Origin of the sequence: Bradyrhizobium sp. CCBAU 53421, assembly GCF_015291625.1 — a bacterium.
Classification (GTDB): Bacteria; Pseudomonadota; Alphaproteobacteria; order Rhizobiales; family Xanthobacteraceae; genus Bradyrhizobium.
On sequence record NZ_CP030047.1, the window covers coordinates 4752366 to 4778712 of the forward strand.

Consider the following 26347-nt stretch of genomic DNA (forward strand, 5'->3'; position numbering starts at 1 on the left):
ATCTCTCCTGCGACCCGCTATTTGATGGGTATCGGTTCGCTCCACCCATTCTACTTGATGCATGTCGGGCGAGAGGAATGCGCAGTGCAGGACCACAGCAGGATTGCGATCTTCGACGGTCATAACGACGCGGCTCAGCACCTGGCCGAGTACCGGGAAGACGGGCGGGATTTTCTGGTGCGCTCCGAGGAGGGCCACCTCGATCTGCCGCGAGCCCGGGAAGGCGGCATGGTTGGCGGCCTGTTCGCGATGTACGCCAAGGCCGAACATCCGCGGCAGGGCGATTTCACCCGAACCGCTGGCGGCTACGAGGTGCGCCTCGCGGAGCCGCTCGATCCGGTCTACGCGCGCCGTACGATCGATGCTCAATTGAGCGGACTGGAGGCCATGGTGGCCCGCGGCGGCGGAGAAGTCCGCTGGGCGACGACCGTGGATGAGATCGAGGGAGCGCGCGAAGACTCCGCATTCTCAATTGTGCTGCACCTCGAGGGCGCCGAGGCGATCGACGCCGATCTGGACGGGCTGGCGAGGCTCTACGCGCGCGGCCTGCGCTCGCTCGGCCTGGTCTGGAGCCGGCCGAACATTTTCGGCCACGGCGTGCCGTTCGCCTATCCGCTCTCCCCGGATACCGGCCCCGGTCTGACCGACGCGGGGAAGGCACTGGTGAAGGCCTGCAACGAGCTCGGAATCATGCTTGATGCAGCCCATCTCAACGAGCGCGGGTTCTGGGATCTCGTGGCGGTCAGCACCGCGCCGATCGTGGCCACCCACGCCTGTGCGCATGCGGTCTGCCCCGCGACCCGCAACCTCACCGACAAGCAACTCGACGCCATCAGAGCGACTGGTGGCGTGGTCGGCTTCAATTTCAGTGTGTCAGAGGTGCGCGCGGACGGGCACCGTGATCCCGACATTCTGATCGAGGCGGTTGCCGACCACCTCAGCTACCTGGTCGAGCGGATGGGCGACGATCACGTGGCGCTGGGGTCCGACTTCGACGGCGCGCTCATGCCGCGTCCACTCCGGGACGCAAGCCATCTGCCGAACCTGATCCAGGCGTTGCGTGCGCACGGCTATGACGACGCCACCTTGCGCAAGATCGCGTTCGACAACTGGATGCGTGTGTTCCGTCAAAGCTGGCGGTGAAAACTGCTGCACACCGTCGATCGATCGTGATCTATTGTCGGCGCACAACAACGGCGCGGCCGGTCAACGGCCCGATTGAGGGAGCAAGGAATGCAGGACCGCAAATGGTCGAGACGCGACTGGCTCAAGGTGACGGCGGCAACCGCCGCCGGCATGGTGTTTGCCGAGCCCATAAGGGCGGCGGCGCCGCCAGCCGAAGCCCTGACGCCGGAGCTGATCGCGGCGGCGAAGAAGGAAGGCAAGATCTCGTTCTACAGCGCGCTGGAATTGAACACGGCCGAGCGCCTCGCGCGCGACTTCGAGCAGAAATACCCCGGCATCAGCGTCCGCGTCGAACGCTCCGGCGCCGAACGCATCTTCCAGCGCATCTCGCAGGAGCAGGGCAGCGGTATCCATGCCGTCGACGTCGCCAACTCGACCGATCCTGCGCATTACCTCGACTGGAAGAAGAACGACTGGCTCGCGGCCTATCTGCCGGAAGAGGTGGCCCGGCATTTTCCGGCCGATCAGATCGATCCCGATGGCACGTCGGCGACATCCTGCGCCTGGTTCGAGGTCATCGGCTACAACACCGAGCAGGTGAAGCGCGAGGAGGCGCCGAAGAGTTACGCCGACCTGCTCGATCCGAAATGGCGCGGCAAGATCGTCAAGGGGCATCCGAGCTATTCCGGCGCGATCATGACCGCGACTTTCGTGCTGGCGCGCGATCTCGGCTGGCCGTATCTGGAGAAGCTTTCGCAGCAGCGGGTGATGCAGGTGCAGTCCGCGGCCGATCCGCCGAAGAAGATCCTGCTCGGCGAGCGCGCGGTCATGGCCGACGGCAACGACTACAACCTGGTGCTGGCCAAGGATCAGGGCAAGCCGGTCGAGGTGGTCTATCCGACCGAGGGCGCGCCGCTGATCATCGTGCCGAGCGGCATCTTCAAGAGCGCGCCGAATCCGAACGCGGCGCGGCTGTTCCAGAGCTATTTCTTCAGCGCCGAAACCCAGCAGATGCTGGCCGACGAATTCGCGCACCGCTCGTTCCATGCCAAGGTCAAGGAAAAGGCCGGCCACGTGCCGCTCGACAAATTGAAAATGCTCAAGGCCGATCCGGCCCAGGTGCAGGCGCAGAGCGAGGAGATCAAGGCGAGGTACGCGAAGCTGTTCCGCGTTTGACGTCAGGAGCCGCATCATTGTTCCGGCGGATGCCGGGACAATGATGCGGATTTCGACTAGCCGCCGATTTCTGCACTGAGCATGGGCCCGAACAGCTCCCATCGTTGGCCCGTCAGCCGTCGGAGCTGCATCTGCTTGATCGGCGCGAAATCGATCGGACTGGTGTTCATTGTGATGCCGGGCAGCAGGTTGGAGGTCCTGAAATCCTTCAGGTTGGCGGCCTGCTTCATCACGTTCGCGCGCGTGAGATCGTCGCCGCACTGCTTCAGCACGTGAACCAGCGTCTGAGCCGCATTGTACCCTGTCATAATCAGGCCGTCGGCCCGATTGCCCTCGGGGAAATATCTGGAGAGATATTCGTCGAACGCCTTCATGCCGGGATCGTCCTTCCATTGCGGATCGAGCGGATCCATCAGGTAGGCCACCGAAATGATACCTTGTGCGTTCTCGAAGCCGGCAGGCTGGATCACGGCGCCGAGCGAGGAGCCGACCGAGTTGAGGATGTGCAACGGCCTCCAGCCGATCTCGGCCGCCTTCTTGATGGCCTGGGCTGCGAATTTCGGTGTGGCAATGTTGACGAAGACGTCGGCGTTCATCGATTTCATCTTGACGATGTGCGTGTCGATTGTCGGCTCGGCCACCTCATACGCATCCTCGATAACGATCATCGATGCCGCCTTGTCGCCAAGGCCGTCCTTCAGGCCCTTGAGATAGTCCTTTCCGTAATCGTCGTTCTGGTAGAGGACGGCGATCCTGCCGCCCGGCTTTTCTTTGAGAATATGCTTGGCGTAGATGCGTCCCTCGCTCTGGTAGCTGGGTTGCCAGCCCATGGTCCACGGAAAGTTCTGTGGATCGTTCCACTTGGTCGCACCGGTCTGGATGAACAGCTGCGGTACCTTCTTCGTGTTCATGTATTTCTGAATCGTCCATTGGAGGCGGTGCCGAGAGCGGCGAAGATCAGCAAGACCTCGTCGCCCTCGACCAGCTTGCGCGCCTGCTCAACCGTCTTCGGCGGACTGTAGCCGTCATCATAGGAGATGAAGGTGATCTTTCGTCCATTGATGCCGCCCTCGGCGTTGATCTTGCGGAAATAGGCCGCCTGGGCCCGTCCGCTGGTGCCATAGGCGGATGCCGGTCCGCTATAGGGCATGATGTTGCCGATCTTGATTTCCGTATCGGTCGCGCCGGTGTCGTATTTCTTCTGGGCCAATGCGCTGCCTGCACCGGCAGCAAGGATGATGATGGCGGTCGAAAGCGCCGCCATTCGTCGTGCGACGAAAGACATCTCGTTTCTCCCCATACGAAATTGAATATGTCTCTTTAATCGAGGCTGCTTTCGGGTCCTTGCCGCGAGTGAACACCCGGTCCCGAACATTGTCGATTCCGAACATCGCAGTTTGCGTGCGGCGTCGCGCCGCTTCGCGCGGTTTGTCAGGGTTGCTGACCGTAGTCTTCCGGGAAACCGCGCCTACGCCACGCGCATCGCGCGCTGTGCACGGTAGGCCTGGGGCGACAGCAGCGTCAGCTTGCGAAAGGCCTTGCGGAAGCTGCTCTCATCCTCATAGCCGGTGGCGCGGGCGATCGTCTTGATCGGTTGCGCCGTCGTCTCCAGCAGCGTGCGGGCGTGCTCGACGCGGCGCCGCATGATGAAGGCCTGCGGCGGCTCGTGGGTCAATTCACGGAAGCGGCGGTTCAGCGTGCGCTCGCTGAGGCCCAGCGCCTGCGCAAGGCCGCGCACCGTGATCGGCGCCTTGCCGGTGCGGCGCACCAGCATGTCCGCCTTCATCAGCAGCGGGTCTTGTCCGAGCATGTAGCCGAGCGGCATGAAGATCGCCTGTGTGCGCTGCGCGGTGTCGATCACCGCATAGTCGGCACAGACCTTTGCGACCTCAGGGCCTTCGACGAGCTCGATCAGCCGCAGCAGCAGATCGACCCAGGACATCGGGCCGGCAGCGCAGACCAAGCGGTCGGCCTGCGTGAGGACGGCATCGCTCGCGAGGTCGATCCTGGGATGGCGGCGGCGGAGCTCGCTCTGCAGCCACCAGGTAATGGTGGCGCGGCGGCCGTCGAGCAGGCCGGCATTGGCGAGCAGCAGCACACCGCTGCAGAAGGCGCCAATCAGGCGTCCACCGGCATATTGCTGGCGCAGCCAGGCGCCGGCGCGGTCATATTGCGGTTGCAGGCGTTCGGCGGTCAGATGGTCAACCAGGCTGCCCGGCACGATGATCGCGTCAAAGGCTGTCCGCTTGCTGACGGCGCCGTCGACCGCGAGCAGCTTGCCGCCGCCGGCGCGCACCGCCTTGCCGTCGAGCGAGAGCGTTTGCCAGCTGAAGCGCGCCTTGCCGCCGCGCAGCTGCATCACATGGTTGCCGAGCGTGAGGATGTCGGCGATGCCGGCGACTGCCGATTGCATGCAGCCTTCCAGCGCGAGGATCGCAAGCTTCATGGGACCTCCGGAACCTACCGTCATCATACCCGATTAGGGTCGTCGAGCCGTGGCAGATATTGCCCGATCTCTGTCCGATCGGCCACTGCCTCGTCGCGGTATGACGGTGCATCTTCGTAGTGTTGTCACAACCTCAGCAATGGAGAGAGACCATGCCTTACGTCACCATTTCCACCGTCCGGGGCATCTTCGATGTCGCGCAGAAACAGGAGCTGCTGCAGCGGGTCACCGATCTCATGGTCGAGGTCGAGGGGCAGGGAAACCCCGACTTCCGCCGCAACGTCTGGGTCAAGATCGAGGAGGGCGAGCCGGCGAGCTGGTCGCTCGGCGGCATGATCCCGACGCCGGACATGATCGCGGGCAATTTCGGAGCGCTGGATGCCAGCGGAAGGCGGGTCGCGAAGGCGAAGGCGTAAGCGAAGAACGAGCGCCTCAGCGCATCGTCATTGCGAGCGAAGCAATCCATTTCTCCGTATGCGCGGTTGCGTGGATTGCTTCGTCGCTTCGCTCCTCGCAATGACGGAGATGCGGCACCAAAGGCAAAAGGCGCTTCGGTGGAGGCGCCCTTTGCTCGCATGATCTGTTGGCGACGATAGCTATGGCCGGCGTACTTCGAAGTAGGTCTTGCCGCCACGCTGAAATCCCGCTTCCTCGTAGAAGCGCAGCGTGCTCTCCCGCTTCGAACCCGCCGCCAGCGAGACCTTGTAGCAGTCGGCCTGCCAGGCAATGTCGAGCGCGTGAGTGAGAACCCGCCGGCCGAGTCCCAGCCGGCGGTAGTCAGCGTGAGTGACCACATTCTCGATCACGCCATATGATCTGCCGCCTCGCGACAGGTTGGGCACGATCGCAAGCGTGCACGAGGAGACAAGGCGCGCTGCTGCTTGCGCCACGATCACAGTCATGAAGCTGGATGCAAGCAATGTCGACCAGACGCGCTCAGCGGCGGCCGTCTCCAGCTCGGGATCATGCGGATGAAGGTGTCGGTAGAGCTCCAACAGCTCGGGCAGTTCATGTTCTGCCGCAGCTCGGACGATGGCTTCGGTCATGGGTTGATACTGCGGATCATGGCCTTGCAATCCATCGCGCCGGTGCAAGCGTTGAGATGATGGGTTTCGCTTCGCCCTACCCATCCTACGCACCGTTCACCCAAAAACAAAAGGCGCTTCCGGTGGAAGCGCCTTTCGCATTCGTGAGGTGCCGCAAGGCTTACAGCGAATAGTACATCTCGAACTCGACCGGGTGCGGGGTCATTTCGAAACGGGCGACCTCGGTCATCTTCAGCTCGATATAGGCGTCGATGAAGTCGTCGTCGAACACGCCGCCGTTCTTGAGGAACGCGCGGTCCTTGTCGAGGCTCTCGAGCGCCTCGCGCAGCGAGCCGCACACGGTCGGGATCTGCTTCAGCTCTTCCTTCGGCAGGTCGTAGAGGTCCTTGTCCATCGCCGGCCCCGGATCGATCTTGTTCTTGATGCCGTCGAGGCCGGCCATCAGCATCGCGGCGAAGCCGAGATAGGGATTGGCCATCGGATCGGGGAAGCGCACCTCGACGCGCTTGGCCTTCGGGTTCGCCGTATACGGGATACGGCAGGAGGCCGAGCGGTTGCGCGCGGAGTAGGCGAGCAGCACCGGAGCCTCATAGCCCGGGACCAGACGCTTGTAGGAGTTGGTCGACGGGTTGGTGAAGGCGTTGATCGCCTTGGCGTGCTTGATGATGCCGCCGATGTAGTGCAGGCAGGTCTCCGACAGGTCGGCATACTTGTTGCCGGCGAACACCGGCTTGCCGTCCTTCCAGATCGACTGGTGCACGTGCATGCCCGAGCCGTTGTCGCCATAGACCGGCTTCGGCATGAAGGTGGCGGTCTTGCCGTAGATGTGGGCGACCTGATGGATGCAGTATTTGTAGACCTGCATCTGGTCGGCCATCAGCGTCAGCGTGTCGAACTTCATGCCGAGCTCGTGCTGGGCAGAGGCGACTTCGTGGTGGTGCTTCTCGACCTTGACGCCCATCTTGGCCATCGCGCCGAGCATCTCGGAGCGCATGTCCTGCACCGAGTCCTGCGGCGGCACCGGGAAGTAGCCGGCCTTGGTGCGGATACGGTGGCCGAGATTGCCGCCCTCATATTCGGTGGCGGAGTTGATCGGCAGCTCGGAGGAGTCGAGGCGGAAGCCGGTGTTGTAGGGGTCCGCCGAATAGCGCACGTCGTCGAACACGAAGAACTCGGCCTCGGGGCCGACGAACACGGTGTCGCCGACGCCCTGCGATTTGACCATGGCCTCGGCCTTCTTGGCGATGCCACGGGGGTCGCGGTTGTAGGGCTCGCCGGTGGTCGGCTCGAGCACGTCGCAAACGATGACCATGGTGGTCTCGGCGAAGAACGGATCGATCGTCGCGGTGAGCGGGTCGGGCATCAGGCACATGTCGGACTCATTGATCGCCTTCCAGCCGGCGATTGAGGAGCCGTCGAACATCTGGCCTTCGGCAAAGGTGTCCTCTTCGATCATGCCGACGTCGAAGGTCACGTGCTGCCATTTGCCGCGCGGATCGGTGAAGCGCAGGTCGACGTATTTGACGTCGTTGTCCTTGATCGATTTCAGGACGTCTTTGGCGGTCTTCATGAATACCCCTTATGGATGTGCGGGTCGGTTTCCGGCGGAGAGCGACGTTATTCCCGCTTTTGGCGAGTTCGTGTGACTGCTGAAACGAAATCAGGCTGCCGAAGCAGCCTTTTTTCTCTTTTGCCGTCAGAAAATCCGGATAGCACCGCCCTTAAATAGCGTCCAGCCCGGATTCGCCGGTCCGGATGCGGATGGCTTCCTCGATGTTGGAGACGAAGATCTTGCCGTCGCCGATCCGTCCGGTCTGGGCCGCGCGGCGGATTGCATCGATCGCCTTCTCGACCAGGTCGTCGCCGATCACGATCTCGATCTTCACCTTGGGCAGGAAGTCGACGATGTATTCCGCACCGCGATACAGTTCGGCGTGGCCCTTCTGGCGGCCAAATCCCTTGGCCTCGGTCACGGTGATGCCTTGCAGTCCGACTTCCTGGAGCGCTTCCTTCACCTCGTCGAGCTTGAAGGGCTTGATGATGGCTTCAATCTTCTTCACTGAGCGCCTCCCGGGCATTGCAGATTGCAGGGTCGAGTTCGATGCGCGTGGGGCGCAGTCTGGTTGGTCTTAAGGCTTCCGGCCGGTGGCCGGAAACACGCGCAATGGTCGCATGGAGCGGCCTTGCGCGCGGCTTCCTCAAAAGCAGGGTCTATGCCAAGTTGTTAAGGTCCCCGATTTCGGAATGTTATCAGCCTTTTAACAGGCAATCGGCTGATATCGAACCACATGGGCTATGATATCCAAGCCTAACAAATAGGCAAATAGATCAATCCGTATGCATTCGGCCAGTAGAAACTCCGCGAACGTCACAGGAATTGCCTCTCGAAAAGGCGAAGCGATTGAGGATTCGGCATGGACGTTCTGACCACCACCGAGATGGAGCGCGCCGACCGGCTGACCATCGCAGCCGGGACGCCGGGCTTTGCGCTGATGATGAGCGCCGGCCAGGCCGTCGCTGAAGCCGCGATGGAGCTGGTCGAGGAGGGGCCGATCGTCGTGGTCGCCGGCCGCGGCAACAATGGCGGCGACGGCTTTGTCGCCGCCGCCGAACTCGCCGCGCGCGGTCGCGAGGTATCGGTGATCCTGCTCTGCGAGCGCGACAGCCTGCAGGGCGACGCCGCGCTGGCGGCGAAGGGCTGGAAATATCCGGTGCTGCCGTTCAACCCGCAGGCGCTCGGCAAGCCGGCGCTGATCATCGACGCGCTGTTCGGTGCCGGGCTCAATCGCCCGGTGAAGGGCGACCCGCTTGAGATGATCGCGGCCATCAACGCCAACGGTACGCCGGTGCTGGCGGTCGACCTGCCGAGCGGCATCAACGGCACATCAGGCGCGGTGATGGGCGCGGCCGTGCAGGCGATCGAGACCGTCACCTTCTTCCGCAAGAAGCCGGCGCATCTGCTGCTGCCGGGGCGGATGTATTGCGGCCGGGTGCGCGTCGCCGATATCGGCATCGCGGCGCAGGTGCTCGACGAGATCAAGCCGCTGACCGCGGAGAATGTGCCGCAGGCCTGGCGCTGGTCGTTTCCGGTGCCGCGGATCGACGGCCACAAATACGCAAGGGGCCACGCCGTCGTGGTTTCGGGCGATCTCGCCTCGACCGGGGCGGCGCGGCTTGCCGCGCGCGCGGCGCTGCGCGCTGGCGCCGGCCTCGTGACGCTGGCCTCGCCGCGCGATGCGCTCGCCGTCAACGCGGCGGCGTTGACCGCGGTGATGGTGCGCGCGGTCGACAACCCGATCCAGTTCGCCGAACTGCTCGACGACAAGCGTCTCAATGCCTGTGTGATTGGTCCCGGTGCCGGCGTCAGCGCGCGCACCCGCGACTTCGTTCACACCGCACTGTCGGCGCAGCGGCATCTGGTGCTCGACGCCGACGCGCTGACCAGCTTTGCAGGTTCGCCGGACCGGCTATTCGAAGCAATCAAGTCCTCCGACGGCCAGCAGGTGGTGCTGACTCCGCATGAGGGCGAGTTCCCGCGGCTGTTCAGCGATATCTCCAATAAGCATCCCGGCCGCTCCAAGCTCGAGCGCGTCCGCGCGGCGGCCGAGCGTTCCGGCGCGGTGGTGCTGTTGAAGGGCGCCGATACGGTGATCGCTTCTCCGGACGGCCGCGCCACCATCGCTGCCAACGCGCCGCCGTGGCTCGCGACCGCCGGTGCTGGCGACGTGCTGTCAGGCATCATCGCGGGCTTCCTGGCGCAGGGCGTCGCGGCATTTGAGGCTGCCAGTATCGGCGTGTGGATGCACGGCGAGGGCGCCAGCGAGGCGGGACCCGGCCTGATTGCCGAGGATCTCACGGAAGTGCTGCCGGCCGTGTTCCGCCGGCTCTATGACGAGTTCGGGATTGAATATTAAGCCGCTCACGCTTTCCGACATGGACGCCGCCGCGCGCGTGCATCGTGCGGCGTTCGACGATGCGCTGCCCTGGCTCGCCGGCCTGCATACGCCTGACGAAGACCGCTGGTTCTACCGCGAGCGGATGTTTGCGGCCTGCACGCTGTGGGGCGCGTTCGACGGCGAGGCGATGAGCGGCTTGATCGCATTCCATGACGACTGGATCGAGCAGCTCTACGTGCTGCCGGCCGCGCAGGGCCGCGGCATCGGCGGTGCGCTGCTCGAGATCGCAAGGCAAGACGCAGACCGGCTGCAACTCTGGACCTTCCAGCGCAACGCGCAAGCGCGCCGCTTCTACGAAACGCGGAGCTTCGTGCTGGTCGAGGAGACCGACGGCAGTCGCAACGAGGAGAGGGAGCCCGACCTCCGTTATCGCTGGACCCGACGGCCCGCCGGCTGACCGCATTCGGCGAATGTCGACTTGTCGACATTCAAATCCGCTTGTCGCGGGCTATACCGGAGCATCCCCTGCGAGAGGAGCACGCATGTCCCGCCAGCCATCGACCCTTGGAAAGGCGGGCCTCGATTGCCTGGGCGTCTCCGCGGCAGGGGGGCATCGTCAGTGAGCCGTGCAGCGAGCATGAAGCCGCCGGCCGCGTCGGCGGAGGACGGCCTGTCGCCGAAGTGGAGCCTCGCGCTTGCGGGGCTGTCAGCGGCACAGCGCAAGGACATCCGCAGCCGTATGCGGACCATGACCCTTCCGCCACGCTCCATCCTGTTCCGGCAAGGCGCGCCGAGCGATACCATGGTCGTCCTCGAGGACGGCCGCGTCAGTCTGTTGCAATCCCAGCCCAGCGGCGAGCAATTTACCTTCGGTGTATTCGTTGGAGGCACGATCCTCGGCCTCGCCGCGCTGGTGCTCGACCGGCCGCGGATACTCACCGCGGAGGCCATCGACCAGGTCGTGGTCTCGGTGATGCCGCGCCGGGACTTCATCGCCTGCACGCGCAACGTGCCCGGTTTTCTCGACAACATCACGCGGCTGTTGGCGCTGCTCTCGGTCGAGAGCATCGAGCGCACCGGTCCGCAGGCTTTGGATGACGCCTGGGTACGTCTCGGCAGCATCCTGACCTCGCTCGCCGGCAACGACAGCCGCAAGTCATGCCCGACGATTGCGGGGCTTACCCAGGAAGATCTGGCCAGCATGGTCGGAGTCAGCCGCTCCTGGATCGGTGCCGCCCTCGCCGAGTTCGAGCGGATGTCGCTGATCTCCAAGCGGCGCAGCAGGATCACGATCGAACAGCCTACGCGTCTGGCCGGTTTCATAGCATCGGCGCGCCGGCGCCGTCCGGACGGTATCGACTGCGCCAATCCACGCCATTTCAGAGATAAGGACCGGGAATGACCGTCTATGTGATCGCACTGGTGAAGTTCACGCAGGAGGAATACTACCGCCGCTACCAGTCCCGGTTTGCCGGTGTCTTCAAGGCGTTCAACGGCCGCCTGCTGGCGGCCGATGAGAGGCCAAAGGTCCTCGACGGCGAGTGGACGCGCGACAAGGTCGTGATCATGGAATTTCCTGACGAGGCGGAGGCGACCCGCTTTCTCGACTCGCCGGCCTATCAAGACATATCCAGGGATCGGATCGCCGGTGCGACCGTGCTGTCACTGCTGGTGAAGGGGCTGCCGTCGCCGCCGTGAGCAAGCACGCGTAGCCGCACCGGTACCGTGGCGGCGATGAGACTCAGGCAACGTCGGTGGAAAGCGAGACGCTCTTCCACGCATCGAACTCGGCCTGCAGCAGTTTCATCTTTTCCTCGACCAGCCGCACGGCATCGCTGCCGAGCAGCAGATGCGCCGGTGGATCGGCCGACAGTGCGAGCTTCAGCATGGTCTGTGCAGCCTTTTGGGGATCGCCAACCTGGCGGCCACTCATTTCCATGCGGCGTTTGCGGATCGGGTCGATGAGAGCGTCATAGTCCGCGATCGACCGTTCCGCCCGGACCATCGATCGTCCGGCCCAATCGGTGCGGAAACTGCCCGGCTCGACCGCAGTGACCTTGATGCCGAGGTCCTTGACTTCCTTGCCAAGGGTTTCGGATATCCCTTCCAGCGCGAACTTGCTGCCGTGGTAGCAGCCGAGACCGGGCATCGTGATGATCCCGCCCATCGACGTGATGTTGAGGATGTGCCCGGCGCGCCGCTTGCGCATGAAGGGCAGCACCGCCTGGATCATCGCCACCGCGCCGAAGACGTTGACCTCGAACTGGCGCCGCAGATCGTCGATCGATGATTCCTCCAGAATGCCCTCGTGGCCGTAGCCGGCATTGTTCACGAGAATGTCGACTGCGCCGATCCTGCGCTCGACGTCGGCGACGGCTGGCGCGATGGCTTCGGTGTTGGTGACGTCGAGGATCACGCCGTGCGCACCGTTGCCGAGCGCTTCGAATTTCTGCTTGTCGTTCTCATTGCGCACGGTGCCGGCGACGGTATGGCCGTCGCTCAATGCCGCCTCGGCCAGCGCGCGGCCGAAGCCCGACGAAACGCCCGTGATCAGGAAAGTCTTTGGCATAGGAGATGTCCTTTGGATCCAGATTGCGGGCTCGATATAGGTGACTTGATTAGTGCAATAATCGGCATAAAGTGGCATGACCTGATGCAGATAATCGTACAATGCAGCATGCTGGCCTTTTCGAGCTGAACGCGGTCGTCGCGATTGCGACGCATCGCAGTTTTCGCGCGGCGGCGACCGAACTCGGTATTTCGCCCTCGGCGCTCAGTCATGCCATCGCCGCGCTGGAAAAGCGGCTTGGCGTGCGTCTGATCAATCGGACGACGCGCAGCGTCGCGCTGTCGGAAGCGGGCGAGCGTTTCCTCGCCAGGGTCAGTCCCGCGCTGCGCGAGATTGCCGGCGCGATGGAGGATGTGAACGAGTTTCGCGACACGCCCGCAGGAACGCTGCGCATCAATCTGAAGGAGCGCGCGGCGCACCAGATCCTTCGCCCCGTCGTCGCAAGGTTTCTGCGGCGCTATCCCGACATGAATGTCGAACTGACCCTGGAGGGACGTCCCATCGATATCGTCGCGGAAGGTTTCGATGCCGGCATCCGGCTGGCCGAAGCCGTGCCGCAGGACATGGTCGTGATTCCCTGCGGCCCGGACACGCGCTTCATCGTCGTCGGCGCGCCGGATTATTTCGCGCGCGCTTCGGTGCCGCGGTCGCCGCTTGATCTGCTCGCCCATGAATGCATTCGCAGGCGGATGCCGAGCGGCAAGCTCTATCGCTGGGAGTTCGAAAAGCGCGGCGGCGAGCAGATGGTGGTCGATGTCCCGGGCAGGCTGACCCTCGACAGTGACAGCCTGATGGTCGAAGCCGCGCTCGAAGGCCTCGGACTGGCGTTCGTCAGCGATTTCTGGGTAACCGGGCATCTCGCCGCCGGAAGCCTGCGCGCCGTGCTGGACGACTGGACGCCGCCATTCCCCGGCTTGCGTCTCTACTATCCGAGACACCGGCACATGACGGCCGGGCTTCGTGCGTTCGTCGATATGGTGCGCGAGGAGACGAAGTTGGCCGCCAGGGGCCGGGATGTCCGGTCACCCCCGGCCAAGCAATCGGACGGTCATCGCAAGCGTGCTTGAGCTACAGATGCCGCGCTTCGGCCATGCCGGTCGCCGACAGGATGAGCAGCACAACGCAGAAGATGAAGATTGAGATTCGAGATAAAGGGTTCTTCCTCGCAAAGGATCTGCCTTGACGCGTCTTCACAAGGCTGCGCGATACTGGAACAGTTCCCGGCGAGCGGCACGTTACGTTTTATTGCCAAGATTGTTGCGCGAGACAAAAGCGTGGTTGAGGCCAACCGGCATCGACCGGATGGAAACAAGATGAAACACGATGCCCGCCTCACGTCGAAGCGGGCATCTTGCCGGCGCTCCGCGCTTGCTCAGTCTTGCCGTTTTTTCACGAGACTGTTGATGGACGCACGGAGCGACGCGGGTTAGGCCCAACGACATTCTCTCGCACGTACCCTCCAGAAGCTTCCCGTGAGTGGCAGGCAAAACAATTTCCTCGCTCAGGCGCTGCAACAGGGCGCAATGGCGCTCCGAACGCAGCAGTTCGCTCAGGCCCAGCAGATTGCGGCCAACATCCTGAAATCCAACCGCACGGACAAGAACGCAGCGCTTCTGCTCGCGCATGCCTTGAGGGGGCAGAACCGCGGAGGCGAGGCGATCGCATCGCTCGAGAGGATTGCACGCCGCGGCGCTGACGGAGAGATCGAGACCTTGCTTGGCGCATTGCTGTGCGGTGCAGGACGCGCCACGGACGGGATCGCGCAGCTCCGGCGCACGGCGGCACGCCGCCCGCCCCATTTCCCTTCCTTTCAGGAGCTGGCCGGGCAGCTTGCCAAGGCCGGTCAATACGACGAGGCAATCAGCACGATCGAGGCCGGCCTCGCGCTGGCCCCTGACAGCGTCGATCTGCAACTCGATCTCGGACGCCTGTTGCATGACACCGGTGACTTCGCGCGGGCTGCGCGTGCCCTGACAGCCGCGCGCGATGCTGCACCGGCACGTTCCGACGTTCTCAACCAGCTCGGGCGGGTCCTGATCCTTCATGGCGACTACGCCGCGGCCGCGGACGCTTTCCGCCGCGTGCTCGCGCAGTACCCCGAGGATCGTTCGACCCGCGCCTATCTCGCCACGTCGCTGTTCGAGCAGGGTGAGCGCGACGCTGCCGAAGCGGCGTTGCGCTCCGTCATCCGCGGTCAGCCGCAGCTGTTGGGACGCGCGGCGTTCGTCATGGCTGCGGGATCGCATGGCCGCTTCTTCTTCGCGCAAAGCGACGCTGCGAGATTCCTCGGCGGGCAAGCGGGCTGAGCGGATCGGGCGAAATCTCGTCGCGCCTCAGGTCCTGAAGTTTCTCCGGTACAGGCTGGCTTCTCGCTTGAGCTCGTTCCGGAACGCGCCAACGCGCTTGGCTTCATCCGCGGTGAACGAGGATGCCTGCGCGGTCCAGTCGCCGCGCTTGACCGGAATGCATTGCGCTATGGGAGTGCCCTTGGGGAGGACGCCTTTGAAATTCCTGTCGTGCCAGTACGCCGGGAAGTGCACCCAATTGTCGGCATAGCGGTCCGAATTGACCAGGCCGCTGAGCGTCGTGAACGGCAGGTCGAAGCGATTGACGGGATGCGTGAAGTAGACCGCGTAGCCTTCGGGCGCTTCGACGGTCCACAGATTGTGGAATTTGAGAAAGAAGCGGCCCGCTTCGAACAGCGGCGTGCCGGAGACCTGACCCGGGTCGTGGAATCCGATCGGCGAGCGCGGAAATTCGGGGGTGCCTCCCGGCGGCAGGTCGTGGTCCCAGGTGATTTCGCCGTCCGCGACCGTGAGATCGCAGACCAGCGGCAGCAGGAACCCGCAAGTCATCGCGTCCACGAATGGCGGACAGCGCTTGATGGTGCTCTCGTCGTGCAGGTTGATCGAAGAGAAGGCGGTCGCCGGCATGGCCTTGAGCCAGTCGGGAACGCCTTGTGCCGCCGGGACGGGGCGCGGGATCAGTCCTTCGAGCTGTTCGGGACAGCGAAATTTGAGCGTCAGCTTGTTGTTGTTCGTCATTGGGCGCTCCAGTGCGCCCAACCGGCCTACATGATGATGTCGCGAATTCTCGCTCACGATCGATTGATGGCAGCCCCAGCCATGCGTCAGACAAACGGCAATCCGCTGTCGCCCCGCATCAGAAGCAGGGGCAGACACAATCCGAAGCAGACGGGAAACGCTGCGCTGGGCGCTAGCCCGCGAGATACTTCGCCACCGCCGCCTCGTTCCATTCGATGCCGAGCCCGGGACCGCGAGCGGTCACCGCGCCATCGATGATCTCGGCGGGCCTTGCGAGGATCGCGCTAGCGAAGTCGAGGAACTCGAGCCAGTGCGCCGTCGGTGTCACCGCGAGCAGATGCGCGCTGACTTCCGCGAACAGATGGCTCGACATCGGGATCGACGCTGCATCGGCCTGTCCCGCGACCTGCATCCAGCCGGTCACGCCGCCGACCTTCATCACGTCGGGCATGATGAAGTCGGACGCGCCGGCCGCGATCGCCTCGGCAAAGCCGCGCGGAAACCACCAGTTCTCGCCGGCCTGGATCGGGGTCGGCGAGGTCTCCCGGACCTTGGCATGGCCGGACAAGCTCTCCTGCGGCACCGGCTCCTCGATCCAGTGCAGGTCATAGGGCGCAAGCCGAGCGATGCGGCGGATGGCCTCCGCCGGATCGAGCGACTGGTTGAAGTCGAACATCAGCGCGATGTCGGGGCCGAGCAGGGCGCGGACGCTTTTCACGACGCGCTCGTCATTGGCGGCGTCGCCATCGCCGCCCTTGATCTTGATGCCCTTGAAGCCTTGGTCGAGCGAGCGGCGCAGCGCACGCTCGTCGGCAACGGGATCGACCGCGCCGTAGCTGTCATAGGCCCTGATCGGCCTCACGGAGCCGCCGAGCAGCTCGGCCAGCGGCCGGCCGGCGAGTTGGCCCAGCACATCCCAATAGGCCATATCGAGGCCCGACACGGCCATCCCGACCAGACCATGTGCGCCGAGCAGCCGGAACTTGGCGTCCATCGCCTTCATCAGATCGAACGGGGCGACTGGCCTGCCGATCAGCTCGCGGCCGATCTCCTCGATCAGATAGACGAGAGGGTTAAGTGTGAGCTTGCTGTAAGCGAAGATGTAGGTGCGGCCGGTAACACCCTGATCGGTCTCGACATCGATGAGCACCAGCGGGCCGGAATCGATCAAGCCAAACGCTGTCTTCACAGGACGCTTGAGCGGCACCACGACGCTTCGTGCCTTCACTCCGCGAATCGCTGCAACTGTCTGGCTCATTGGCGTTTCCTTCAGGCGGTTTCCACTTCTTGTTATTGGACACTGTACCACCGCAGCAGCCGCGGCGCGGCCCAGTCGGTTGCGACCTGCTCGATCAAATAGCGGCCAGGATATTCGGCGAGGAAGGCGATGCGCTGGGTCTGGCCCGGTTCGACCGCGAGCGTGTCGAGCCAGAACGGCTTCCAGCCGTCGTCGAGCCGGTCGAGCAGACGGAAGTGATGGCCGTGCAGATGAAAGACACTGGCGATCGCGCCGCTGTTGTTCAGGGCCAGCACGACCGCGCGGCCTGTTTTGGCCTGAAATGCCGGAGCCGCTGTCGGCTTGAACTCCGCCGGACGGAGCCACTCGGTCGGTGTGCCGAGCGCCAGATCGAATCGCGCAGCGCCCTTGAGATCGAGCTGCGCGGGCATGTCATTGCCCGGCAGCGGCGGGGCCGGCGGGAACGGCGCGGCTCGGACCGGCGGTTCGTTCGAGATGGCGAGCTTGCCGACCGGGCGGGCCTGCTTGCCGTCATGCAGCAGGATCGGGAAGCTCGTTCCGGCTGGCCCGACCGCGTCGACAAAGACATCCGTGCGGCTGCCTGGAGCGAGCACCAGCGCACCGTTGCGAGCCGGGAAAGGTTCGGCCGGCTGGCCGTCGATCGCCATCACCCGGACATCGAGGTTCTCTAGCTTGACCGCCAGCACACTGCGTTGGCTGCCATTGATGAAGCGGAGTCTGAGGCGGGTATTGGCCAGTGCCGAGATGTCGTATGAGGTTTTGCCGTTAACCGTATGAATTGACGTCGAATCTTTCGGATCTCTCCCGGGCGGGATCGCGGTTCCATCCAGCTCCAGGCGCCACTCTTCGATCAGCAGGGTCTCGTCGCGATCGACGGCGACCGGCGAGGCGCCGGTTACGATCAACGGGCGCGGCCGTACAGGCGCGGCGCCATCGCCGATCAGCGGCTCGCACAGGAAGGTGCCGGCATGTCGAAGTGGGAGCTGAAAGGTATCCTTTGCCCCCGTGGCGACCGGCGCCCGGGAGGCCAGCGGCTCCGCGGCCGCGATGCCATCGAGCCCGCGGCAATCGAGCGCGGCGGCAACCGGCAGCTCGTTGCCGAACGTCACGTCGAGGACTTCGCCGCGCTTGAAGCGGAGGTCGCCGCTGCCGAGCGACCAGACCTGGGTCCCCGGTCCGCCAGCACCTGATCCGCCGGGACCCGTTCCGTCGGGACGAAGCGAGATGCGGTCGATCTTGGCCTGGAGCGCGACTGCCGTCCGGCCCTGCGCCGAGCCGGTTGCCGGCCAAACGGGGCAAAGCGCCGCGGCGCCGAGGCCGGCGATCAGGTCGCGTCGGGTGAGGGAAAATTCGGAGCTTGTTACAGGACTTGCCATTCGGCCGATGCGGACCATTTTCCAGGGTAGCTGTCCAGTCGCGATCGGTCGCAGGCCGGGCTCTCTAGCGGCCATTTTTTTGCTGCGAACCGGTGGGCGCATGTTATAAGCCCGGCCGCCCGCGGCATCGCGGCCGGACTGGATGCTTTTCGCGCGGGCGTGGCGGAACTGGTAGACGCGCTGGATTTAGGTTCCAGTGACGAAAGTTGTGGGGGTTCGAGTCCCTCCGCCCGCACCAAGCGCTTACAGCGTTTGCATGACGAATTCTTGGAGAACCTTGGGCCCGCAGGGGACGAGGGTTCGCCGAACCCACAGACGTTAGGCCGCAAGGCTCACCGTCGAACCGATTGAACACTGCCACGGCCGCTCGGGCCGCGGCAAAAGCGGAAGAAGATTGATACCATGCAGGTCACCGAGACCCTCAACGAGGGACTGAAGCACGAATTCAAGATCAGCGTTCCGGCATCCGATCTCGATGCCAAGGCGGACGCCAAGCTGGTCGACCTCAAGGACAAGGTCCGTCTCAACGGCTTCCGTCCCGGCAAGGTGCCGGTGGCGCACCTGAAGAAGATCTACGGCCGCTCTGTGATGGCCGAGACCATCGACCAGACCATCAGCGACACCAACCGGCAAATTTTCGAAGATCGCGGCTTCCGCCTCGCCGGTGAGCCGAAGATCACGATGCCGACTGAGAAGGACCAGGTCGACGAATTGCTGTCGGGCAAGACCGACCTGACCTACACCGTCGCGATCGAGGTCGTGCCGCCGATCCAGCTCGCCGATTTCAAGTCGTTCTCGGTCGAGAAGCCGGTGGTCGAAGTCTCCGACACCGACGTCGACGATGCCATCAAGCGCATCGCCGAAGGGAGCCGCCCGTACAACGCCAAGACTGAAGGCACGGCGGAGAAGGGTGACCGCGTCACCATCAGCTTCAAGGGCACCATCAACGGTGAGGCCTTCGAGGGCGGCACCGGTGAGGGTATCCAGGTCGTGATCGGCGCCGGCCAGTTCATTCCGGGGTTCGAGGAGCAGCTGATCGGCATCGGCACCGGCGAGACCCGCACGCTCAAGGTCTCGTTCCCGAAGAACTACCTGAACGACAAGCTCGCCGGCCAGCCGGCTGAGTTCGAGACCACCGCGACGCTGATCGAGGCGCCCGGCGAGGCCACGATCGATGACGAGTTCGCCAAGACGCTCGGCCTCGAGTCCCTCGACAAGTTGAAGGAAGCCGCGCGCGAGCGCCTGACCGCCGAATTCGCCGGCGCGACCCGTCAGAAGGTCAAGCGCGCGCTGCTCGACCGGCTCGACGAGAGCCACAAATTCGAGGCGCCGCCGTCGCTTGTGGCCGAAGAGTTCAACCTGATGTGGAACTCGATCAAGGCCGAGATGGACTCGACCGGCAAGACCTTCGCCGACGAGAACACCACCGAGGAAGCTGCCAAGGAAGAGTACCAGAAGATCGCCGACCGCCGCGTCCGCCTCGGCCTCGTGCTGTCGGAGATCGGCGAGAAGAACAAGATCACCGTGACCGACGACGAGGTCTCGCGCGCCGTGATCGAGCGTGCGCGCCAGATGCCGGGCCGCGAGAAGGAAGTCTGGGACTACTACCGCAGCAACGCTCAGGCGCTGGCCCAGCTTCGTGCCCCGATCTACGAGGACAAGGTCGTCGACTTCGTCCTCGAGCTCGCCAACGTGACCGAGAAGAAGGTCACCAAGGATGAGCTGTTCAAGGATGAAGACGACGCTGAGAAAACTGCCGCTTAATTCCGGCACCTCGCGTTAATGATGAACCGCGAAAGCACGCCTCGCGACGGGTCCCGTCGCTAGGCGGGCCGACGCGAATCGGCTTGAAGTTCTGCGACCTGCCCAGGTGGCTAGTGCGGCGAGTGCCGGTCTTGTCGGCCGGAAATTGGCCCTTATCTGGGTTAAGCCTTGAGCCAAGAGCCTTAAGTCACGTAGCCTTAAGGGACGTTGGCTTAAGCCAAGTTCTGCATCACCCCTAACCCTTGGGTTCTTTCATGCGCGATCCCGTTGAAACCTACATGAACCTTGTGCCGATGGTCGTCGAACAGACCAATCGCGGCGAACGCGCCTACGACATCTTCTCGCGCCTGCTGAAAGAGCGCATCATCTTCGTCACCGGTCCGGTGGAGGACGGCATGTCGACGCTGATCGTCGCGCAGCTGCTGTTCCTCGAGGCCGAGAATCCGAAGAAGGAAATCTCGATGTACATCAACTCGCCGGGCGGCGTGGTGACGTCGGGCCTTGCGATCTACGACACCATGCAGTTCATCCGTCCGCCGGTCTCGACGCTGTGCACGGGGCAGGCGGCCTCGATGGGCTCGCTGCTGCTGGCGGCTGGCGAGAAGGACATGCGCTTCACGCTGCCGAACTCCCGCATCATGGTTCACCAGCCGTCCGGCGGTTTCCAGGGCCAGGCCACCGACATCATGCTGCACGCGCAGGAGATCCTGAATCTCAAGAAGCGCCTCAACGAGATCTACGTGAAGCACACCGGCCAGACCTACAAGGCGATCGAGGACGCGCTTGAGCGTGACAAGTTCCTCACCGCCGAGGACGCCAAGGCGTTCGGCCTCGTCGACAAGGTCATCGACAAGCGGCCCGAGGATCCGGCCTCTGCGAAGGCGGCCTGATCTGGGCGGCATCTCGGGGCGTCCTGTGATCTCCACATTGACGCCTCACATAACCGGCAAAAGCGGGGCGGCGGGGTACTCCGCAAGCGCCTGAGCATGGGCGAAAGGTTCCTCTTTCGTGCTCACTGCCCGGCGTGGTAATCCCGCAACGTTCCGTGGATTTCGACGCGTATTCCACGTGCGATCGTTGAAAATCACGGTATTGTCACGGTCTTGAGCCGGCCTCCCGATTAGCGAATTCTTGATAGTCGGGTGCCAGCATGGTTGGCTGTAATGCATCGGCTATGATCGCGGAGATTCGAATAAACCGTGATCCATACGGTCAGTATTGCGTAGGGTCTTTTTTGGTACGGAATTTGCTCTATCTACCCAATACTCCGGTTTTGTGCCGGATTGGGTCGATCTGGCAAACGAGATCGAACGGCGGACGGAGATAATGAATGAGTAAGGTCGGCACGAGCGACGCCAAGAACACGCTATACTGCTCGTTCTGCGGCAAGAGCCAGCATGAAGTTCGCAAGCTGATTGCCGGACCGACTGTCTTCATTTGCGACGAGTGTGTCGAACTGTGCATGGACATCATTCGCGAGGAGAACAAGTCCTCGCTGGTGAAGTCGCGCGACGGCATTCCGACGCCGAAGGAAATCTGCAAGGTCCTGGACGACTACGTGATCGGCCAGAGCCATGCCAAGAAGGTGCTGTCGGTCGCCGTCCACAATCACTACAAGCGGCTTAACCATCAGACCAAGCACAACGACGTCGAGCTCGCGAAGTCGAACATCCTGCTGATCGGTCCGACCGGCTCGGGCAAGACGCTGCTCGCGCAGACGCTGGCCCGCATCCTCGACGTGCCGTTTACCATGGCTGACGCGACGACGCTGACCGAAGCCGGCTATGTCGGTGAGGACGTCGAGAACATCATCCTCAAGCTGCTGCAGGCCGCCGACTACAACGTCGAGCGCGCGCAGCGCGGCATCGTCTATATCGACGAAATCGACAAGATCAGCCGCAAGTCGGACAATCCCTCGATCACCCGCGATGTGTCGGGCGAGGGCGTCCAGCAGGCGCTGCTGAAGATCATGGAAGGCACGGTGGCGTCGGTTCCGCCGCAGGGCGGCCGCAAGCATCCGCAGCAGGAGTTCCTGCAGGTGGATACCACCAACATCCTGTTCATCTGCGGCGGTGCGTTCTCGGGCCTCGAGAAGATCATATCCGCGCGCGGCCGTTCGACCTCGATCGGCTTCGCGGCGCAGGTGCTTGCGCCGGAGGACCGCCGTACCGGCGAGATCTTCCGTCACGTCGAGCCGGAGGATCTGCTGAAGTACGGCCTGATCCCGGAATTCGTCGGCCGTCTGCCCGTCGTGGCGACGCTGGAGGACCTCGACGAGACCTCGCTGAAGAAGATCCTGACCGATCCGAAGAACGCGCTAGTGAAGCAGTACCAGCGGCTGTTCGAGATGGAGAATATCGAACTGACCTTCGCCGACGAGGCGCTCGGCGCGGTCGCCCGCAAGGCGATCGAGCGCAAGACCGGTGCGCGCGGCCTGCGGTCGATCTTGGAGAGCATCCTGCTCGAGACCATGTTCGACCTCCCGGGCCTCGAAGGCGTTGAGGAAGTTGTGATCTCGCGTGAGGTGGTCGAGGGCACGGCGCGTCCGCTCTACATCTACGCGGATCGTTCCGACCGCGCCGTCGAGAGCAGCGCGAGCGCCTGAGAGCGCAACTTTCTGTCGTCGCAAATGACGCGGCTGCCGGGCGATCCGGCGGCCGTTGCGGCGCAGCAGCAGCGCCGCTGCGGCATTGCAGTAAATGCCTGTTTAGCCTGAATTTCCGGGCACTTCTCAGACTTGACACCCCCCGGCCTGATAGCCACCTAATGCTATCGGCGAGGGATCTCATGCGCTGAGATTCGTCGCTTTTCGATGCGGAATAAGCGGCTGCTAACGGCAATCTTTTTCCGGATCACCAAGGCACCTTGTGGCGGTTGCGCAAGCAGGCGGGCTGCGTGCAAGGGGGCAAAACAAAAGGATAAGGCCATGACGACCTCAAAACCCCGGCCAACGATCGTCCACGGCGAAAGCCATTCCTATCCGGTGCTGCCGCTCCGCGACATCGTCGTCTTCCCACACATGATCGTGCCTCTCTTCGTCGGCCGCGAGAAATCGATCCGCGCGCTCGAAGAGGTGATGAAGAACGACGCGCTGATCATGCTCGCGACGCAGAAGAACGCGTCCGATGATGATCCGGCTCCCGATTCAATTTACGAGACCGGTACGCTCGCCAGCGTGCTGCAGCTCCTGAAGCTGCCCGACGGCACCGTGAAGGTGCTGGTCGAGGGCCTCGAGCGCGCGCGAGTCGAGAAGTATTCCGACCGCAGCGAATATTACGAGGCGACTGCGGTTGCGCTCGCCGACACTGACGCCAACTCGGTCGAAGCCGAAGCCTTGGCGCGTTCGGTCGTGTCCGACTTCGAAAGCTATGTGAAGCTGAACAAGAAGATCTCCGCCGAGGTCGTCGGCGTGGTTCAGGCGATCACCGATTTCGCCAAGCTCGGCGACACCGTTGCTTCGCATCTCGCGGTCAAGATTGCCGATCGGCAAGCGATCCTGGAGACGTTGTCCGTCACCCAGCGCCTGGAGAAGGTGCTCGGCCTGATGGAGAGCGAGATCTCGGTGCTGCAGGTCGAGAAGCGCATCCGCTCGCGCGTCAAGCGCCAGATGGAGAAGACCCAGCGCGAGTATTACCTGAACGAGCAGATGAAGGCGATCCAGAAGGAGCTCGGCGACGACGAAGGTCGCGACGAGCTGGCCGATCTGGAGGAGAAGATCTCCAAGACCAAGCTCTCCAAGGAAGCGCGCGAGAAGGCCCAGCACGAGCTGAAGAAGCTGCGTCAGATGTCGCCGATGTCCGCGGAAGCGACCGTCGTGCGCAACTATCTGGATTGGCTGCTGTCGATCCCGTGGGGCAAGAAGTCCAAGGTCAAGAAGGACCTCGAGGCCGCACAAGCGGTGCTGGACTCCGATCACTACGGGCTCGAGAAGGTCAAGGACCGTATCGTCGAGTATCTCGCGGTGCAGTCGCGCGCCAACAAGCTGACCGGACCGATCCTGTGCCTCGTCGGGCCTCCCGGCGTCGGCAAGACCTCGCTCGGCAAGTCGATCGCGAAGGCGACCGGCCGCGAGTTCGTGCGCGTGTCGCTCGGCGGCGTGCGTGACGAGGCCGAGATCCGCGGCCACCGCCGCACCTATATCGGCTCGATGCCCGGCAAGATCATCCAGTCGATGCGGAAGGCGAAGACCTCGAACCCGCTGTTCCTGCTGGACGAGATCGACAAGATGGGCGCCGATTTCCGCGGCGATCCGTCGTCGGCGCTGCTTGAGGTCCTCGACCCCGAGCAGAACTCGACCTTCAACGACCACTACCTGGAGGTCGATTACGACCTGTCCAACGTGATGTTCATCACGACCGCGAATACGCTGAATATTCCGGGCCCGCTGATGGACCGCATGGAGATCATCCGGATCGCCGGCTACACCGAGAACGAGAAGGTCGAGATCGCGCGCAAGCATCTGATCCCGAGCGCGCTCTCCAAGCACGGCCTGGACTCCAAGGAATGGTCGATCGACGACGCGGCCTTGCTTCTGATGATCCGCCGCTACACCCGCGAAGCGGGCGTGCGCAACCTGGAGCGTGAGCTCTCCACACTCGCCCGCAAGGCGGTGAAGGAGCTGATGATCTCCAAGAAGAAGTCGGTGAAGGTCACCGAGGCGAATATCGAAGAGTTCCTCGGCGTTCCGAAGTATCGCTTCGGCGAGATCGACGATGAGGATCAGGTCGGTATCGTCACGGGTCTGGCCTGGACCGATGTCGGCGGCGAGCTGCTCACCATCGAAGGCGTCATGATGCCCGGCAAGGGCAAGATGACCGTCACGGGCAATCTGCGCGACGTGATGAAGGAGTCGATCTCGGCGGCGGCGTCTTACGTCCGCTCGCGCGCGATCACCTACGGCATCGAACCGCCGATGTTCGACAGACGCGATATCCACGTTCACGTGCCGGAGGGCGCAACCCCGAAGGACGGTCCGTCCGCCGGTGTTGCGATGGCCACCGCGATCATCTCGGTCATGACCGGCATTCCGGTCCGCCACGATGTCGCGATGACCGGCGAGATCACGCTGCGTGGTCGCGTGCTGCCGATCGGCGGTCTGAAGGAGAAGCTGCTGGCTGCCGCGCGCGGTGGCATCAAGACGGTGCTGATCCCCGAGGACAACGCCAAGGATCTCACGGAGATTTCCGATGCGATCAAGGGCGGCATGGAGATCATTCCGGTCTCTCGGCTGGATGAGGTCGTCGCCAAGGCGCTGACCCGCGTGCCCGCGCCGATAGTCTGGGAAGAGGAGACCAGCAAGGTCGACGTCAAGCCCGATGCTTCGGATGAAGCGTCCGGCGGCCTGACGGCGCACTGAGCGAGCTCCAATCGAAATACTGAAACGGCGCCTTCGGGCGCCGTTTTTGTTTGGTCATCGCGGGAGCCGCGAAGGCGGCTACTCTTTCTTCTCGACGAAGAAGTTGCCGATTGCGCCGAGTGCCATCAACACGCTGGTACCGAGGAACACCGCGCCCATGCCGATATGGCCGCCGATGAAGCCGCCGGCGAGCGGGCCGATCACCTGGCCGGCATATTGCGCGGAGATCGAATAGCCCAGCATGCTGCCGGTGACCGTATCAGGCACGTTGTGCCGGATCACGCTTGCGATGCAGGGCAACAGGCCGCCGAGCGCGAGCCCCATCAGGAAGCGCAGCAGGATCAGCTGCCAGCCGCTGACCACGAAGGCCTGCGGGATCAGCAGTAGCGCCGAGGCGGCGAGGCAGATGGTGATGATCCGCCAATGGCCGACGCGATCGGCGAGCTTGCCGAGATGCGACGACGACAGCAGGCTGCCGAAGGCTGCCGCCGACATCACGAGACCGGCGACGAACGTCACCTGCGGCGCCTCGACCAGTTGCGCGACATAGACCGTGATGATCGGCTCGATCGACATGTTGGCGATCATCAACAGCAGACCGGTCCCCCACATCGCGATCACAGGTCGCTTGTCCGGAACGAGCGACCAGCCGCCGCGCGACTTGTTGCCCTTCGCCGTCTTCGGTCGCGCCTCCTCGCGGATCAGGAAGGTGGTGCTGAGGAAGGTGATGAAGATGACGCCGCCGATCAGGAAGAAGGTCGAGCGGATCCCGATCAGGCCCGGCAGCACGCCGCCGATCAAGGGACCGACCAAGCTGCCGGCCATGATGCCGGCCGACAGCACCCCGATCGCCCAGCCGGACCGCGCCTTCGGCGTCTGCGCCGCGACCAGCACCGTCGAACCCGAGGCGTAGCCGCCGAGCAGGCCGGTCAGCAGCCGCAAGCCGACCAGCTCATAGACGTTGTGCGCCATGCCGATCAGCGACATGGCGACCGCCATGCCGAGGCTGGCGCGGATCAGCATCAGCTTGCGGCCATAGCGATCCGCGAGCCGTCCCCACACGGGCGCCGTCAGCGCCGCGCTGAAGAAGGTGGCGCCGTAGGCGACGCCCGACCATTGCACGATGGCGGCATGGTCGGCCACGCCGAGTTGCTCGACATAGAGCGGCAGGAACGGCAGCAGCAGCGTCATTCCCACGATGGTGGTGAAGGAGCCGAACACGCAGACGATGAGGTTGCGCTTCCACGGCCCGGCGTCGAGGACCGCTTCGCGATCGATTTCCATGTTCATG

22 protein-coding genes, 1 tRNA gene and 1 pseudogene are annotated in these 26347 nt (G+C 63.7%); 14 read left to right on the forward strand and 10 right to left on the reverse strand.

The window, feature by feature from the left end; translation table 11 throughout:
- Positions 1-84: 84 nt before the first annotated feature.
- Together XH92_RS22715 and XH92_RS22720 are read left to right on the forward strand one after the other, a co-directional pair.
- Positions 85-1143, forward strand: a complete 1059-nt coding sequence (locus XH92_RS22715) for a dipeptidase (RefSeq protein WP_246787576.1) — start codon at positions 85-87, stop codon at positions 1141-1143.
- Positions 1144-1233: 90 nt separating this feature from the next.
- Positions 1234-2301, forward strand: coding sequence for an ABC transporter substrate-binding protein (locus tag XH92_RS22720; RefSeq protein WP_194454101.1), 1068 nt, complete (start codon positions 1234-1236; stop codon positions 2299-2301).
- Between the two features lie 56 nt (positions 2302-2357).
- Here the strand turns inward: XH92_RS22720 and XH92_RS22725 are convergent.
- Positions 2358-3586 (reverse strand): annotated as a pseudogene (locus tag XH92_RS22725) (ABC transporter substrate-binding protein).
- A 183-nt stretch (positions 3587-3769) separates the two neighbouring features.
- Positions 3770-4747: a GlxA family transcriptional regulator gene (locus XH92_RS22730; RefSeq protein WP_194454102.1), complete on the reverse strand. Its 978-nt coding sequence runs from the start codon at positions 4745-4747 to the stop codon at positions 3770-3772.
- 152 nt (positions 4748-4899) lie between these two features.
- Here XH92_RS22730 and XH92_RS22735 point away from each other — a divergent pair, with 152 nt between their 5' ends.
- Complete coding sequence (locus XH92_RS22735) at positions 4900-5163, forward strand: tautomerase family protein (RefSeq protein ID WP_194454103.1); 264 nt, start codon at positions 4900-4902, stop codon at positions 5161-5163.
- Between the two features lie 180 nt (positions 5164-5343).
- Here XH92_RS22735 and XH92_RS22740 read toward each other — a convergent pair whose 3' ends face one another.
- From XH92_RS22740 to XH92_RS22750, 3 genes are all read right to left on the reverse strand, one after another.
- Positions 5344-5793: a GNAT family N-acetyltransferase gene (locus XH92_RS22740; protein ID WP_194454104.1), complete on the reverse strand. Its 450-nt coding sequence runs from the start codon at positions 5791-5793 to the stop codon at positions 5344-5346.
- Positions 5794-5953: 160 nt separating this feature from the next.
- Positions 5954-7363: a type I glutamate--ammonia ligase gene (glnA, locus tag XH92_RS22745; RefSeq protein ID WP_194454105.1), complete on the reverse strand. Its 1410-nt coding sequence runs from the start codon at positions 7361-7363 to the stop codon at positions 5954-5956.
- 151 nt (positions 7364-7514) lie between these two features.
- Positions 7515-7853: a P-II family nitrogen regulator gene (locus XH92_RS22750; RefSeq protein ID WP_011441447.1), complete on the reverse strand. Its 339-nt coding sequence runs from the start codon at positions 7851-7853 to the stop codon at positions 7515-7517.
- Positions 7854-8207: 354 nt separating this feature from the next.
- On the opposite strand from XH92_RS22750, the gene XH92_RS22755 reads away from it, so the two are divergent.
- The 4 genes from XH92_RS22755 (at position 8208) to XH92_RS22770 (ending at position 11387) form a co-directional block, all read left to right on the forward strand.
- Complete coding sequence (locus XH92_RS22755) at positions 8208-9707, forward strand: NAD(P)H-hydrate dehydratase (RefSeq protein ID WP_194454106.1); 1500 nt, start codon at positions 8208-8210, stop codon at positions 9705-9707.
- A complete protein-coding gene (locus tag XH92_RS22760; RefSeq protein WP_194454107.1) occupies positions 9682-10146 on the forward strand; it encodes a GNAT family N-acetyltransferase in 465 nt (154 codons plus the stop codon). Before XH92_RS22755 ends, XH92_RS22760 begins: the two co-directional genes overlap by 26 nt.
- Before the next feature lie 345 nt (positions 10147-10491).
- Positions 10492-11091, forward strand: coding sequence for a Crp/Fnr family transcriptional regulator (locus tag XH92_RS22765; protein WP_246787577.1), 600 nt, complete (start codon positions 10492-10494; stop codon positions 11089-11091).
- Positions 11088-11387 carry a DUF1330 domain-containing protein gene (locus XH92_RS22770; RefSeq protein WP_194454109.1) on the forward strand — a complete coding sequence of 100 codons (300 nt, stop codon included), beginning with the start codon at positions 11088-11090 and terminating at the stop codon, positions 11385-11387. The genes XH92_RS22765 and XH92_RS22770 overlap by 4 nt, the downstream gene beginning before the upstream one ends.
- A gap of 43 nt (positions 11388-11430) precedes the next feature.
- Here XH92_RS22770 and XH92_RS22775 read toward each other — a convergent pair whose 3' ends face one another.
- Positions 11431-12258 (reverse strand): oxidoreductase, encoded by an 828-nt coding sequence (locus XH92_RS22775; protein ID WP_194454110.1) that lies wholly within the window; start codon positions 12256-12258, stop codon positions 11431-11433.
- A gap of 101 nt (positions 12259-12359) precedes the next feature.
- On the opposite strand from XH92_RS22775, the gene XH92_RS22780 reads away from it, so the two are divergent.
- Positions 12360-13325: a LysR family transcriptional regulator gene (locus XH92_RS22780; protein ID WP_194454111.1), complete on the forward strand. Its 966-nt coding sequence runs from the start codon at positions 12360-12362 to the stop codon at positions 13323-13325.
- A gap of 456 nt (positions 13326-13781) precedes the next feature.
- Positions 13782-14564: a tetratricopeptide repeat protein gene (locus XH92_RS22785; protein WP_194461386.1), complete on the forward strand. Its 783-nt coding sequence runs from the start codon at positions 13782-13784 to the stop codon at positions 14562-14564.
- Positions 14565-14591: 27 nt separating this feature from the next.
- Here the strand turns inward: XH92_RS22785 and XH92_RS22790 are convergent, their stop codons facing one another.
- From XH92_RS22790 to XH92_RS22800, 3 genes are all read right to left on the reverse strand, one after another.
- Positions 14592-15302 carry a hypothetical protein gene (locus tag XH92_RS22790; RefSeq protein WP_194454112.1) on the reverse strand — a complete coding sequence of 237 codons (711 nt, stop codon included), beginning with the start codon at positions 15300-15302 and terminating at the stop codon, positions 14592-14594.
- Positions 15303-15474: 172 nt separating this feature from the next.
- Positions 15475-16560, reverse strand: coding sequence for an enolase C-terminal domain-like protein (locus tag XH92_RS22795; protein WP_194454113.1), 1086 nt, complete (start codon positions 16558-16560; stop codon positions 15475-15477).
- Between the two features lie 32 nt (positions 16561-16592).
- Positions 16593-17669 carry a multicopper oxidase domain-containing protein gene (locus XH92_RS22800; RefSeq protein ID WP_371817801.1) on the reverse strand — a complete coding sequence of 359 codons (1077 nt, stop codon included), beginning with the start codon at positions 17667-17669 and terminating at the stop codon, positions 16593-16595.
- A 420-nt stretch (positions 17670-18089) separates the two neighbouring features.
- Here XH92_RS22800 and XH92_RS22805 point away from each other — a divergent pair.
- From XH92_RS22805 to lon, 5 genes are all read left to right on the forward strand, one after another.
- A tRNA-Leu gene (locus XH92_RS22805) sits at positions 18090-18174 on the forward strand.
- A 164-nt stretch (positions 18175-18338) separates the two neighbouring features.
- Entirely contained in the window at positions 18339-19700 is a 1362-nt protein-coding gene (gene tig, locus XH92_RS22810) for a trigger factor (protein WP_194454114.1), read from the forward strand.
- Between the two features lie 254 nt (positions 19701-19954).
- A complete protein-coding gene (locus XH92_RS22815) occupies positions 19955-20590 on the forward strand; it encodes an ATP-dependent Clp protease proteolytic subunit (RefSeq protein ID WP_076857756.1) in 636 nt (211 codons plus the stop codon).
- A 440-nt stretch (positions 20591-21030) separates the two neighbouring features.
- Entirely contained in the window at positions 21031-22305 is a 1275-nt protein-coding gene (gene clpX, locus XH92_RS22820; protein ID WP_018271869.1) for an ATP-dependent Clp protease ATP-binding subunit ClpX, read from the forward strand.
- A 321-nt stretch (positions 22306-22626) separates the two neighbouring features.
- Positions 22627-25056 carry an endopeptidase La gene (gene lon / locus XH92_RS22825; protein WP_194454115.1) on the forward strand — a complete coding sequence of 810 codons (2430 nt, stop codon included), beginning with the start codon at positions 22627-22629 and terminating at the stop codon, positions 25054-25056.
- A gap of 78 nt (positions 25057-25134) precedes the next feature.
- Here lon and XH92_RS22830 read toward each other — a convergent pair whose 3' ends face one another.
- On the reverse strand, positions 25135-26346 hold the full coding sequence (locus XH92_RS22830; RefSeq protein WP_194454116.1) for an MFS transporter: 1212 nt from the start codon (positions 26344-26346) through the stop codon (positions 25135-25137).
- Position 26347: the final 1 nt, after the last annotated feature.

What these genes read in the sequence shown, in the direction of transcription:
- XH92_RS22720 (WP_194454101.1), top strand. Translation starts at nt 1,234, where the DNA reads ATGCAGGACCGCAAATGGTCGAGACGCGACTGGCTCAAGGTGACGGCG.
- XH92_RS22730 (WP_194454102.1), bottom strand. Translation starts at nt 4,747, where the DNA reads ATGAAGCTTGCGATCCTCGCGCTGGAAGGCTGCATGCAATCGGCAGTC.
- XH92_RS22735 (WP_194454103.1), top strand. Translation starts at nt 4,900, where the DNA reads ATGCCTTACGTCACCATTTCCACCGTCCGGGGCATCTTCGATGTCGCG.
- XH92_RS22740 (WP_194454104.1), bottom strand. Translation starts at nt 5,793, where the DNA reads ATGACCGAAGCCATCGTCCGAGCTGCGGCAGAACATGAACTGCCCGAG.
- glnA (WP_194454105.1), bottom strand. Translation starts at nt 7,363, where the DNA reads ATGAAGACCGCCAAAGACGTCCTGAAATCGATCAAGGACAACGACGTC.
- XH92_RS22755 (WP_194454106.1), top strand. Translation starts at nt 8,208, where the DNA reads ATGGACGTTCTGACCACCACCGAGATGGAGCGCGCCGACCGGCTGACC.
- XH92_RS22760 (WP_194454107.1), top strand. Translation starts at nt 9,682, where the DNA reads ATGACGAGTTCGGGATTGAATATTAAGCCGCTCACGCTTTCCGACATG.
- XH92_RS22765 (WP_246787577.1), top strand. Translation starts at nt 10,492, where the DNA reads ATGGTCGTCCTCGAGGACGGCCGCGTCAGTCTGTTGCAATCCCAGCCC.
- XH92_RS22770 (WP_194454109.1), top strand. Translation starts at nt 11,088, where the DNA reads ATGACCGTCTATGTGATCGCACTGGTGAAGTTCACGCAGGAGGAATAC.
- XH92_RS22775 (WP_194454110.1), bottom strand. Translation starts at nt 12,258, where the DNA reads ATGCCAAAGACTTTCCTGATCACGGGCGTTTCGTCGGGCTTCGGCCGC.
- XH92_RS22780 (WP_194454111.1), top strand. Translation starts at nt 12,360, where the DNA reads ATGCAGCATGCTGGCCTTTTCGAGCTGAACGCGGTCGTCGCGATTGCG.
- XH92_RS22785 (WP_194461386.1), top strand. Translation starts at nt 13,782, where the DNA reads ATGGCGCTCCGAACGCAGCAGTTCGCTCAGGCCCAGCAGATTGCGGCC.
- XH92_RS22790 (WP_194454112.1), bottom strand. Translation starts at nt 15,302, where the DNA reads ATGACGAACAACAACAAGCTGACGCTCAAATTTCGCTGTCCCGAACAG.
- XH92_RS22795 (WP_194454113.1), bottom strand. Translation starts at nt 16,560, where the DNA reads ATGAGCCAGACAGTTGCAGCGATTCGCGGAGTGAAGGCACGAAGCGTC.
- tig (WP_194454114.1), top strand. Translation starts at nt 18,339, where the DNA reads ATGCAGGTCACCGAGACCCTCAACGAGGGACTGAAGCACGAATTCAAG.
- XH92_RS22815 (WP_076857756.1), top strand. Translation starts at nt 19,955, where the DNA reads ATGCGCGATCCCGTTGAAACCTACATGAACCTTGTGCCGATGGTCGTC.
- clpX (WP_018271869.1), top strand. Translation starts at nt 21,031, where the DNA reads ATGAGTAAGGTCGGCACGAGCGACGCCAAGAACACGCTATACTGCTCG.
- lon (WP_194454115.1), top strand. Translation starts at nt 22,627, where the DNA reads ATGACGACCTCAAAACCCCGGCCAACGATCGTCCACGGCGAAAGCCAT.
- XH92_RS22830 (WP_194454116.1), bottom strand. Translation starts at nt 26,346, where the DNA reads ATGAACATGGAAATCGATCGCGAAGCGGTCCTCGACGCCGGGCCGTGG.